Below are 11,729 nucleotides of genomic sequence, written 5' to 3'. Positions count from 1 at the left end.
CTCAGTTGTTGTCGTCGTCGCCCGGCAGGACGAGTGGGCGCCGTCGCTCGCGGCGGAACGGAATCGATACCGCCAGCACGATCGCCAGCAGGGCCAGACAAGCCAGTGTGCCGCCCACTGCGATGCGGCGCGGCCATGGGTCTATCCGCGGCGGTAGCGGCGGTGCGGGAATCGCGTGCCCGCGATCGGGCGCGTCGGACTGCGCCGGCAGCACCGCCGTCAGCGCGGCCACCGGATCGACCAGGCCGGCGCCGATGCGGTCGTCGTGGCCGTTGCCGGGTGCGTGCGCGGTGCGCACGATCCGGTCGATGACCTGTGCGGCGGACAGATCGGGGAAGCGGGCGCGCACCAGCGCGGCCGTCCCGGCGACGAATGCGCTGGAGAAGCTGGTGCCGTCGACCGGGGCGACCGTGCCGTCGGCCTGCGGGGTGCCGTTGACCAGGCCAGTCCCGCCGGGGGTGCTGTCCAGCGACATCAGGTTGCTGCCCGGCGCGGCCACCCCGACCCACGGGCCGTAGAGCGTGAACGAGGATGGCATGCCGTCGGTTTCGACCGAGGCGACCGACAGCACGTACGGACTGAACCACGCCGGGGTGGCGATGGTCTTCACCGAATCCCAGCCGGTGGTGCCGTTCTGGGCCTTGCACGCGCCCTGGCTCTCCAAGTTGCCGGCCGAGGCGACCACCACCACGTTGTGGTTTGCGGCGTACTGCAACGCCGCCCCCAGCGCGCCATCGCCCGAATTCTGGCCCACGGCAGTGCATGACACCTCGGAGATGTTGATGACGGTCGCGTGCAGGTCGACCGCGTGCACGATCGCGTAGGCGAGGGTGGTCACGGTGCCGTAGCCGCCGGCCGACATGTGTCCCGGGCTGTCCTGCTGCGCGCTGTTCCTGGCCTGATAGGCCAGGCTGGTCTGGCGGATGGACAGGATGGCCGCGTCGGGCGCCACCCCGGAGAAACGGTCGCTGCCGTCGGGGACGGGGTGGCCGGCGATGATGCCGGCCACCAGAGTGCCGTGCCCATCGCAGTCGACGGTGCCGTCGGAGTTGGACACGTAGTCACCGCCGGGGATGACGGTCAGCCGTGGGTGCCTGTGCACGCCGGTATCGATCACCGCCACCACTTGGCCTGCACCACGGCTGAATTCCCAGGCCCGATTGAGCCCGAGTGCCTGCTGTGCCACCGGGTCGCTGGTCGGTGCGGGTCCGGTCCAGATGGGATGCGAGCACACCAGATGCTGCTCGGTGGGATCCGGCGGTGCCACCGGGGCGCCGAGCACCAATGCCCCGGGGTTCACTCCTGGCGGTGCGACGCCCTGGGCGGTGCCTGCCGTCGCGAGCGCCAGCACCGCGGCGGCAGCCCCGAGGCGGTAGGCTGCCGCCCTGAGCCGGGGTGCGGCAGCGCGTGCGGGGATGCCGAAGCTAAACATTCCGAGCGAGGCTGTAGATATCGATGATCCAAAAAGCCAGCGGACCGATCACACAGATGAGCAGGTATTCCAGTATCTCGCCGAGCCGCTGCACCACCGGCGACACCTCCACCCGCGGGCCGATGACGCCCACGACCACCGCGCCGGCCGAGAACACCACGAGCATCTCGGCCGCGGACAAAGCCAGGTTGTGCTGCCTGGTTCCCAGCAGTATCGGCAGGGCCACCAGGATCGTGCAGCCGCCCAGTACCAGGGTCGCCGCCTGGGTCAGGTCCGCGAAGGCGCGGGCGCGCCGGCACAGCACCAGGCCGGCCGAGGCCGCCAGCGCAGCGCCCTGCCAGCGGTGCTCGGCCGATCCGGTCGCTGCGAGTGCCGCGCACACCGTCGCCAGCACGAGCCCGATGAGCATGCCGGACTGGTACTCGTTGGCCAGCTTGGACCGCTGGCCCAGCCCGGCGGCCGAGGGGATCGCGGTCGCCCCGATCGCCCCGATGCCCTCGATGGTGGGCCGCTGCTCGTGGTCGCGCGGATCGATCACACCGCCGGCCGTCGGCACCGGTGGCACCGGCAGCCAGGCCGCCGCTACCGCGATGCGTGGCGCGAACGTGACGCCCAGCAGGGCGCAGATCACCGCGACCACACCTACCTTCGGCAGTGCCGGGTGCCACAGCGTCGTCGCGCCGGCGCCGGCGATACCGAACACCGCGGTGGTGATCACCGCCGCGAATACGGTGCTGCCGGTGCGGACCAGGCGCAGCGTCAGCACGGCCAGCAATAGGGTCACCGCGCAGCCGAGCAATAACTGCGGGGCGCCGACACCGCCGGGCACCAGTACCGCCGCACCGGCACCGCTCAGTACCAGCCCGCACAGTGACAGCGCGGTCGCCGCTCGCTCGTCGGCATAGAATCGCGCGGTGAGTGCCGCCGCCACCAGCGTCAGCAGGCCCACGCCGAGACCGACCCCGCCGGCCGGCAGGCCTCGGCCCTGTGCGGCGGTCACCAGCAGAAGCAGTGCCGCGCCGATACTGCCCGCGATCGCGGCGGCCAGCCCGGCACGCCCGGCGGTTTCGGAACTCCAACCGCGGAAAGAACTTTCCGTCAGCCGTGCCACCGCATCGATGACATCGTCGAACAGGGCGGGTGCCTCCACGGTGTCGACCGTGCGCAGGACCAGCAGTTCGCCGTCGAACACGTCGGCCTCGGTCAACGACCGGTGCGGTTCGATCGGCTCACGCCCCAGCCGCGCCAAGGTCCAGTGCTGGGCGCGCAGCAGCGCGCCGCCGCCGTCGTCGTGCTCGGACAGATCCGGGTTGCGAGAGGCGATGAGCGATACCACATCCGGGATGAAGTTGGCGACCGGGATCGAGGCGGGTAACGCCATGTCGACCTGGGTGTTGCCGCCGATCACTGAAACCCGGCACAGTTGTGGCTCGGTGGCCGATAATTCGATCAATGGACGAACTCCCGCATCTCAGGTCGTGCGTTTCTGGAAGTAATCAGATGCTGCTGCGCTACGCCTCTCAGAGTTGCAGCGCGGTCGGCAGTTTAGCCATCGGCGTGGCAAAATCCTTAGTAGCGGCCCAGTTTTCATGGTAGCCAGATGTGAACCTCCTGTGCCTGCCGGAGATTTCGGTTCACCTTCTTCAGGGAATGTTCAAGCATGACCGCCATTCGGCAAGCACAACAGATCTTCGACGCGGGCGTGCTGTCCCTGGGTTTGATGGTCGATGGCCGGCAGGCCGCCAAGGATCTGGACTACGCCAAGGCCGCGTTCCGGCGGGCCACCGAACTCGACCCGGAGATGTGCGATGCCTGGCTCGGCCGCGCCGCCGCTGGTGAGCTGACCCGCGAGGTGCTGTTCAACCTGCACAAGACGTGCGCCTCGGCGCTGCTGCGCGAGCAACGCCGGCTCGGGCTGCCGTTCCGTCAGCTGGCCGGCCGGTTCCAGATCGGTCAGTGCATTTGTTCGGTAAACGCTTCCATCATCATCTCGGCATCGGCTCGCAGCCATTCGTTCGCCACCAGGAGCCTCCGCATCGTAGGTCGATCCGCACCACGTTGTCGCGCTTGATATTTGCCGCTGATCAGAAGTCAACACGAGGCCGGTAAGTTTCGAGTTATATCGGCATAACACGGCATCGCAGATCGGTAATAACGGCATGACAAATGCGTCATTTGCTGCGGTTTCGGGGTTCGGCATGTTAGGTGCGCAAGGGGACGGCGACGCGAATCTTTTGCGGCGCAGTGTAAGACGTTGTAGCGTTGCTCAGCAGTAAATCAAAAGGTGTGGTGAGGCGTTGTGTCCCAAACAAACGATCGGTTGATCACCGACGTAACCCAGTTCCTGGACTCCTTCCAAAGTGCCATGGCGCAGGTGAGCGACGCACGTCGGCAACGTGACGCGCTGACCGCGTCGGCCAGTGTGGAACGCGGGCGAATCACCGTGGTGGTCAACGCTTCCGGTTCCATCGTGCAAACCCGCTTCAGCGAAGACGTTGACGATCTCAGCTACAGCCAGGTCGCCCGGGCCACCGTAGAGGCGGCGCAGCAGGCGGCGGCGGAGGTGAAGCGAAAGAGCGAGGAGCTGCTCGCCCCGCTGCGTGCGGCGCGAGCCCAGCTGCCGCAACTGCCGGATCTGATCGAGGGTGCACCCCGGCTGCGGGACGAAATCACCGAGCCGCCAGTGGCTCCGCTGACCCCGCCCGGTGAACGGCAGACCGCCTCGGCGACCGCCGAGTTCGAGGACGCGGTGGAGTATCGACCGTCCCGGCGTAGCACATTCGATCGCTGAGAGGAGTCCTGCGAATGAACGATGAGACCGCCAAGACGATCGAGCAGTACCGCACTCGGTTGGATGAGATCAACCGCCTGCAAACCGAACGCACCCGGCTGATGGGCGTCGGCACGGTCGAGCGCCGCCGGGTCACTGTGACGGTAAATGCCGACGGCATCACGATCGACATCAGATTCTCTTCCGATATCGGCGATCTGGACTACGACGAGATCGCCACCGCGATCACCGAGGCATCACGGCTGGCGGTGGCCGACGTGGCCGAGCAGACTACCGCGCTGTTCGCGCCGATCGCCCCCGATCCGGCCGGGCGCATCGAGACAGACGAAATCCTGAGCGGTATCGCAAATATGCGAGACCAGTTGCGCTGAACGATAATCACACATAGCACGTGGGAGTTTGACCATGGCACCCCGAACGAACACTTCAGACAACATCGGCTGGTCGGGCCTGAGCACGGTCGCGAGCGACGGTCAGCTGATGATGGAGCCTGGAATCGCACAGAAGTGCGCCCAGCACGTCGAGACCATGCTGAATTCGGTTGTCGGCGTGAATGCCTGGATCAACAAGAACTCCAAGCAGGCGAGCCCGACCATCGCAGGCACAAAATCGGGCACCCTCCTGGCCTGGGCCTTCGAGCTGAAGATGGCCACCGAGATGCAAGACCGGATGTGGCAGCATCAAACCGTCCTCACCGATATGGGCAAGACGTTCGTCGCGGCAGGAAAGGCATACGAGGGCAGCGAGACCGACTCGAAGGCGAGCTTCGACAGCATATCGTTCGACCATCCGAGCGGGACCGCACCCGTCGGTGCGCCCGTTGTGCAGGCGCTGCTCCCGAATCAACCGGTGCCGAAGTATCCGGACACGGTGATGGAAAAGCTGGGCATCACCCCGGAGGACGGCAGCAATTACAACTGGCAGCAGTTGTATGCGATCGGCCAGAGCATCGACCCCCACGCGGTGGCCAATGCCGCGGGTGTCTGGTATTGGCTGGCGATTGATCTCGCCAACAACTTCACGACGCTGCGCGGCAATATCAACGCGGCGGCGAATCTGTGGACCGGAACCGGTGCGACACGGGCGATCTCCGCCACACAGCGATACGCCACCGCATCCGAGCAGTTCACCAGCGATATGAACAAGATCGGCGACGTCATGCTCTACACGTCGCACTGGTTGCAGCGGACCAAGAACAGCATGCCGCCCACGCCCAACCCGCCGACCACCAGCGGCTCGGGCCATCAGACCACGGCCGCCGATATCGCCGCGGCGACCGCGCCCTACCAGAGCGCGTTCACCACGAACTACACGAACTCGTTCGGAGACGCCAGCAACAATTTGGTCGTGCTCCCCAAACCGGAGCAGGTGACACGCAAGCCGGCCAACGGCGGCGGCGGCCCGAACGGCAGCCCCTCGAACACCGGCAACAATCAGATCCCAAACAACAACATAACCACCGCCTCACCGAGGCTGATCACCCTGGCGCCCACCTCCGCGGTCACCCCCTCACCGGTCACCCTCACGCAGCACTCCACCTCACCGGTCACCACCACTGCGCCGGTCACCACCACCCTGCCGGTCACCGCCATCCCGCCGGTCAACACCATCCCGCCGAACAACACCATCCCGCCGAACAACACCACCCCGCCGGACAACACCACCTCGCCGAACAACACCCCACCGGACAACACCCCACAGACCACCTCCGCATCCGCGATTCCGAAGATCCCGTCGAACCCGCTCAGCAAGCTCAGCAACTCGTCGAGCAACCTGCCGACGTCGGACAAGATGCCATCCACCGGCGACCTGGCCAAGCAGCTCAAGGATGCGAAGGGCATGTTCTCCGGGTTCGGCGGTGGGCTGGGAGGCGGACTCGGCGGCGGCCCCGTGGCCGCAGCGCAGCAACCCCTGCAGTCCTCGAAACTGTTCCCGCGCTCGAGCCTGGCCGAGCAGGAGGGGACCGGCCGGACCGGGCCGGGGCAGGGGCAGGAACCGGGCTACCCGGGTGGCTCCCGTGGCGGCGCAAAGAAGGACGAGGAGAAGCAGCGCAAGCACTCCGATCTACTCAACTCCACCGAGCATCTGGACGAGGCAATCGGCAAGCTCGACCGCAGTGTCCGCCCGGTACTGGATCGATGACCGTCACCTGGAATCTCAGCGATGCCGAACTGGTTGTCGCATGGGACAAACTGTTCGCCGAGCGCCTGCCGTCCCCGCTGTGCGCACTGCTGCCGGTGCACTACACCGAGGAACGCGACCGGTTGGCCGCCCGGACCTGGGCGGAACTGCAGGACCGCTTCGACGGCTCGCTGCACGATGCGCTCGGCCGCGTGGCGCATGCCGACGTGCGGGTCGTTGCACATGCCGTGGATCCGGAGCATCCCGAGGACTCGCAAGCCCGCGTCCGCGTGCTCGGTGCACGGCAGGGCTCGGTCGGCGTGCTGATCCGGCAGCTGCCCGGCGAATCCATGTGGCACAGCGGCGGATTCGTGATCACCATGGGTGAGGCCGAACGCCTCGCGGGCGCGGTCGTGGGCGCCCTGCCCGAGCGCGCCCCGGGCCGGCTACCGGATATCCCCATGGTGAAACCGCCGGATCGCAGCGACACCGACCACTGGTATGGGCAATCCGAGGTGCACGACAGCTATCCGGAACTCGAGCGGCGCAGCACCGCATTCCTGAATTGCCCTGTCCGGGTGCTCGGTTCCATCGAAACATCCCAGGGCAGCTCGGTTTTCGGCCCCCGGGGTATCACCACCCGCTACATCTATTGGCGCGATCTGGCCGACGACGGCCGCTATGCGATCCCCGACGGTGCCCGCCCGGTCGCGGTCGGCGTGGACCGGCACCAGCTGGCGGCGCTGATCGCGACCGACATCGCCACGGTGCTGCAGACGTTGGAGGACGAGCGCAGTGCCTGAACAGCCCTGGTACCACACCGGCGAGACCACGGATTTCGGAGCCGCGATCCACGAGACCGCCGTCTACGAGGGGCCCGGCGGCGGGGCCGATTTCGAGGATGACGCAGATCCCGGCGGCGCCGATCCGGCCGAGCACACAGCGCCGGAGACCGACGGCACGCCGCAGGACAGCGGATTCACCGCATATTCGATCGGCGAGGCCACCCTGCGCAACGGTGAGATCGTCGTCAAGGCAACCGAATCCGGTCTGCTGCTGGACCTGCACGTCGACTCGGGGCAGCTCCGTCGCGACCTCGACGACCTTGCCGAGGACCTGCTGCGACTGTGTCAGCTGGCAGCCAACCGTGCCGGACTGGCCAGGCGCGCCGAGTTGACGCGTCTGGGCCTGACCGAACGGGCCCTGGACCTGCTCGGCCTGCCCACCCAGGACGCTGTGGAACAGACCGAACTCGGCGCCGAGAACAACTATGAATACGAGCCGCGCAGCTGGCTCGATCACGAGGGGAGTATGTAGTGGTCAGCGAGGGAGCACCGTCGCCGGGAGTGCATGATAAGCCGGGGCCGTCCGGGGCATCCGGGCCGTCGGGAGGATCCGGGCCGTCGGGAGGATCCGGGGGGTCGGGAGGATCCGGGGGGTCGGGAGGATCCGGGGGGTCGGGAGGATCCGGGGGGTCGGGAGGATCCGGGGCGTCGGGTGTGGGTGATGACAATTCCGCGTGGCCGTCCCTGTTCACCGGTGCCCTGGTAGGGCTTCTACAGTTCGACCCCAAGGTGGCAACCACCTGCTACAACGCCTGCCAAACCCTGCTCAACGGTGTCACCGGCATGATGAACGCCGTCGGCAACCTCAAAACCCCGGCCCAACCCCTGCTCACCAACAACAGCAATGCCGCCGTGGACTCCATCGGCTCGGCCGCCAGCTTCCGCGCGCTGCTCGTGGGTAAATGGACCGACCTCTACAACGACCTCTACGAACACTCGCTCATCCTGACCGACATGGCCGAAACCTTCGTCCTTGCCGCGAACTCCTACGCCGACACCGAGGGCGGCAGCGCCGGGAACTTCGCCGCCCTCATCCCCGCACCACTGAACGTCAACCCCGACGGCGGCAGCGGCGCCACCGGCGGCAACATCCCCGACTGGTCCACCTACGCCTCGGGCTCCTCAGGCGCCTCCGGTGCCTCCGGCAACCCCGGCGGCAACCTCGTCAGCGCCGACAGCTACGCCACCACCATCGCCGACATGGCCGAAGACGGCACCTCCTTCACCCTGGAAGACTTCCTCCACATCGGCCAATCCATCAACGACAACAACACCGCCCTGGACGCCACCGCCAAACAATGGAGCTCCCTGCAAGGAACCTGGAACACCTGGGCCACCGAATTCCACGAACACATGCAACAGGCCCTGAACTCCGGCGCCTGGACCGGCGCGGCCGCCACCGCCGCGACCACCGCGGTCACCAACTATGTCAACGGCGCGGTCGCCGCACTCGGCCAAACCATGGGCGCCATGAGTAAAAACATCACCGAACTGGTCAGCCTGCTCAAAGACATCTACAACAACATGCCCTCCGAATACAACTACACCGACGCAACCAACAGCGACGGATCCACCACCGAATCCGGCTCAGCACAAACCGGAGACGGCAATTACTACACCTACAGCGGCTGCAACTCAACCACCCACAACGTCGGCACCCTCCAAACGTACTGGAACCAAACCTACCCACCCGGCCTCCAAAGAATCGCCGCCAACACCCCCTCCTTCTCCGACCCCGGCACCCAAACCCCCAACGCCGCAAGCGGACCCAGCGGCGGCACCGGAGCCAGCGGCAGCGGACACGGCGGAGCCAGCGGCCCCATCGGCGCCAGCGGCCCCACCGGAGCCAGCGGCCCCACCGGCGCCTCCGGACCCGTCACCACCACCACCACAACAACAACCACCACAACCGGCGCCTCCGGACCCGTCACCACCACCACAACCACAACAACCACCGGCGGCGCCTCCGGACCTGTCACCACCACCACCACAACCGGCGGTGCCTCCGGACCCGTCACCACAACCACCACCACCGGCGGCGCCTCCGGACCCGCCACCACGCCACCCCCTCCCGCCACCACAACTTCCCTTCCCACCACCACGCCACCCCTTCCCGTCACCACGCCACCCCTTCCCGTCACCACAACTTCCCTTCCCGTCACCACGCCACCCCTTCCCGTCACCACAACTTCCCTTCCCGCCACCACACCACCTCTTCCCGTCACCACGCCACCCCTTCCCGTCACCACGCCACCCCTTCCCGTCACCACAACTTCCCTTCCCGTCACCACACCACCCCCTCCCGTCACCACCGCCCCCGTCACGACCCCCAGCTTCACGACCCCCAGCTTCACGCCACCCACCGGCGCCACTACTTCCGGCGCCTCCGGCCCCATCAGCTACACCGTCTCATCGCCCACCAAGACCACCACCTCGGGCCCCACCTCCACCTCCGGCCCCGCCAATACCATCACCGGCGGCATCTCCGGCCCCACCTCCACCTCGGGCCCCAGCTCCGCCGACGCAACAGGCAGCAACCTGTCCTCGCTGTTGCAGGGCGCCTCCGGCCTTGCCGGACTGATCAGCGGTCCGTTCGGAATCAGCGGTCCGTACGGAATCAGCGGTCCGTTCGGACACAGCGGACCGATCGCTGTCTCGGGCCCCGTCGATCTCGCCCACATGCCGGGTGCGAGCGGCCCCCTGCCCGGCCTGCTGTCCAAGACCGGTGGCGGTGGCGGTGGCGCGGTCGGGCCCAACGGTCCGAGCCCGCTGTCGAAGGATTCCGTCGACGGAGCCGCTCAGTTCCCCCGCGCCACCTCCCCCGGCGACTCCGCGACCAATCAGCAACAGTCGGCCGAGCAGGCGAGCCGGGCCGGGATAGCCCCCGGGGCACCGGGATCGCCGATGATGCCGATGGGCGGCGGCATGGGCGGCGGCGGTGCGCAGGGCGGCAATCAGCAGAAGGACCGCAAGCGTTCCTCCGCCCTGGACGGTAAGCAGCACTTGGAGGAGGCGATCGGTGAGGATCCGTTGAGCGTGCGCTCGATCATCGACCGATGAACTCGCACCGGCAAGGGTACGGAAGGACGTGGGCTTTATGAATGACGAGTGGGCGCGGCTGGAGGCTTCCGTGCAGGCACAGCTGACACGCATGCAGCAACTCTCCGACGACCTGGCCGCCATCCGGGTCCGGTACACCGCGGCCGGCGGCGCGGTCACGGCGGTCGTGGACGGTTCCGCGCGTTTGCTGGATCTCCAGTTGTCCGAGGCGGTATCTCGTATGCAGCCCGCCGAGTTCACCCGCGCGGTTCTCGGCGCGGTCACAGCCGCCGCGCAGCAGGCTCTCGGTGCGCGGAGCGAGCTGATTGCCGAATATAACTCGCAGGCAAGCGATTAGCCCGCCAGCTCCCGGGTTGCCAAACCTCTTGTGCACGTGGACGATGCGGCTGGTCACACGACTATCGACGGTGGTGCGTGCACCGATGGCAATGCGTCATGCCGAGGGCCCGATCCTCAACGCACACAAGGTGACTCCGCAGGGCTCCGAGCACGCGCTGCACCCGGCGATCCGAGCCGGGTCGGGTTTCAGGTTGTGCCACAGCTGTTTCTACACATCGGAGGAATGCCATGCGTGCCGAGGGAGATTCCTGGGACATCGGGAGCGGCGTGGGCGCGACCGCGCTGCGCGTCGCGACCGCCCGGGCCCTGGAGACCGTCAAGCCCGACCCGCTGGTCCGCGACGAGTACGCCGCGCGGTTCGTCCTCGCATCCGGGGACGCTAAAATGATCGGGCAGCTGGAAGATCCAGGGGGAGAACAGGAATGGGTGCTCGGCTCGGGCATGGTCGCCCTGCGCACCAAGTTCTATGACGACTACTTTCGGTCCGCCGCCACCGACGGCATACGCCAGGCGGTGATCCTGGCCGCGGGCCTGGACGCGCGCGCCTATCGGCTGCCCTGGCCCACGGGCACTACCGTATTCGAACTCGATCAGCCCGAGGTGCTCCGGTTCAAGCGCCAGGTGCTCGCCGACAGCGGCGCGGATCCGGGCGCGGATCGGCGCGAGGTCGCGGTGGATCTGCGCGACGACTGGCTCGCCGCCTTGCTCGACGCGGGCTTCGACCCGTCCATCCCCACGGCGTGGACCGCGGAGGGTCTGCTGCCGTACCTGCCCGGCGCGGCGCAGGACGAGTTGTTCCGGCAGATCGTGCGGTTGTCGGCACCCGGCGCCCGCCTGGCCTTCGACGCGCTGGGCAACCATCGCGACCTGGACCAGGTGGCCGAGGTCCAGGCCGAGCACACGCAGAACTCGCCGATGGCCGAGATCAATGTGCGCGAGCTCTTCTACGCCGACGAGCGCGCCGAGCCCGAGGACTGGTTCACCGCCCACGGCTGGTTGGCAACCCCGGTGACCGTACCTGCACTGGCAGCCCGATACCACCGCACGCTGCCGCCGATTCCGGAGCAGCTCCAGGCGATCTTCAACGGTTCACGCTATTCGACGGTCATCAACCCCCGCACCGTGAAGTAGCGGTCCGTCG

10 protein-coding genes and 1 pseudogene are annotated in these 11,729 nt (G+C 67.4%); 9 read left to right on the top strand and 2 right to left on the bottom strand.

Features of this window, described 5'->3' with window-relative positions; all coding sequences use genetic code 11:
- Position 1 precedes the first annotated feature (1 nt).
- Together mycP and eccD are read right to left on the bottom strand one after the other, a co-directional pair.
- Complete coding sequence (mycP, locus tag KO481_RS28135) at positions 2-1,432, bottom strand: type VII secretion-associated serine protease mycosin (RefSeq protein WP_215921491.1); 1,431 nt, start codon at positions 1,430-1,432, stop codon at positions 2-4.
- Positions 1,425-2,885: a type VII secretion integral membrane protein EccD gene (gene eccD / locus KO481_RS28130; RefSeq protein WP_245401625.1), complete on the bottom strand. Its 1,461-nt coding sequence runs from the start codon at positions 2,883-2,885 to the stop codon at positions 1,425-1,427. Before eccD ends, mycP begins: the two co-directional genes overlap by 8 nt.
- A gap of 207 nt (positions 2,886-3,092) precedes the next feature.
- On the opposite strand from eccD, the pseudogene KO481_RS28125 reads away from it, so the two are divergent.
- The 9 genes and pseudogenes from KO481_RS28125 to KO481_RS28085 all read left to right on the top strand — a co-directional run.
- Positions 3,093-3,386: pseudogene (locus KO481_RS28125) on the top strand (type VII secretion AAA-ATPase EccA); the annotation flags it as partial.
- A 345-nt stretch (positions 3,387-3,731) separates the two neighbouring features.
- Entirely contained in the window at positions 3,732-4,223 is a 492-nt protein-coding gene (locus KO481_RS28120; protein ID WP_215921490.1) for a YbaB/EbfC family nucleoid-associated protein, read from the top strand.
- Positions 4,224-4,237: 14 nt separating this feature from the next.
- Positions 4,238-4,594, top strand: a complete 357-nt coding sequence (locus tag KO481_RS28115) for a YbaB/EbfC family nucleoid-associated protein (protein ID WP_215921488.1) — start codon at positions 4,238-4,240, stop codon at positions 4,592-4,594.
- Between the two features lie 34 nt (positions 4,595-4,628).
- Positions 4,629-6,365 (top strand): hypothetical protein, encoded by a 1,737-nt coding sequence (locus KO481_RS45035; protein ID WP_245401624.1) that lies wholly within the window; start codon positions 4,629-4,631, stop codon positions 6,363-6,365.
- The gene (locus KO481_RS28105) at positions 6,362-7,147 is read left to right on the top strand and encodes an ESX secretion-associated protein EspG (RefSeq protein ID WP_215921486.1); all 786 of its coding nucleotides are present in this window, start codon (positions 6,362-6,364) and stop codon (positions 7,145-7,147) included. The genes KO481_RS45035 and KO481_RS28105 overlap by 4 nt, the downstream gene beginning before the upstream one ends.
- Positions 7,140-7,661 carry a hypothetical protein gene (locus tag KO481_RS43390; protein ID WP_245401623.1) on the top strand — a complete coding sequence of 174 codons (522 nt, stop codon included), beginning with the start codon at positions 7,140-7,142 and terminating at the stop codon, positions 7,659-7,661. Before KO481_RS28105 ends, KO481_RS43390 begins: the two co-directional genes overlap by 8 nt.
- A 182-nt stretch (positions 7,662-7,843) precedes the next feature.
- Positions 7,844-10,249: a hypothetical protein gene (locus KO481_RS28095; protein ID WP_215921484.1), complete on the top strand. Its 2,406-nt coding sequence runs from the start codon at positions 7,844-7,846 to the stop codon at positions 10,247-10,249.
- Positions 10,250-10,286: 37 nt separating this feature from the next.
- On the top strand, positions 10,287-10,586 hold the full coding sequence (locus tag KO481_RS28090; RefSeq protein WP_215921482.1) for a YbaB/EbfC family nucleoid-associated protein: 300 nt from the start codon (positions 10,287-10,289) through the stop codon (positions 10,584-10,586).
- Positions 10,587-10,816: 230 nt separating this feature from the next.
- The gene (locus KO481_RS28085; RefSeq protein WP_215921481.1) at positions 10,817-11,719 is read left to right on the top strand and encodes a class I SAM-dependent methyltransferase; all 903 of its coding nucleotides are present in this window, start codon (positions 10,817-10,819) and stop codon (positions 11,717-11,719) included.
- The last annotated feature ends 10 nt before the right edge of the window (positions 11,720-11,729 follow it).

Origin of the sequence: Nocardia albiluteola, assembly GCF_018860155.1 — a bacterium.
Taxonomy (GTDB): Bacteria; Actinomycetota; Actinomycetes; order Mycobacteriales; family Mycobacteriaceae; genus Nocardia; species Nocardia albiluteola.
The sequence above is the reverse complement of the archived record's forward strand: the minus strand, read 5'-3'. Positions and strand labels throughout refer to the sequence as shown.

Coding starts and splice junctions, on each gene's coding strand:
- KO481_RS28115 (WP_215921488.1), top strand. CDS start 4,238: ATGAACGATGAGACCGCCAAGACGATCGAGCAGTACCGCACTCGGTTG.
- KO481_RS28105 (WP_215921486.1), top strand. CDS start 6,362: ATGACCGTCACCTGGAATCTCAGCGATGCCGAACTGGTTGTCGCATGG.
- KO481_RS28090 (WP_215921482.1), top strand. CDS start 10,287: ATGAATGACGAGTGGGCGCGGCTGGAGGCTTCCGTGCAGGCACAGCTG.
- mycP (WP_215921491.1), bottom strand. CDS start 1,432: ATGTTTAGCTTCGGCATCCCCGCACGCGCTGCCGCACCCCGGCTCAGG.
- KO481_RS45035 (WP_245401624.1), top strand. CDS start 4,629: ATGGCACCCCGAACGAACACTTCAGACAACATCGGCTGGTCGGGCCTG.
- KO481_RS28085 (WP_215921481.1), top strand. CDS start 10,817: ATGCGTGCCGAGGGAGATTCCTGGGACATCGGGAGCGGCGTGGGCGCG.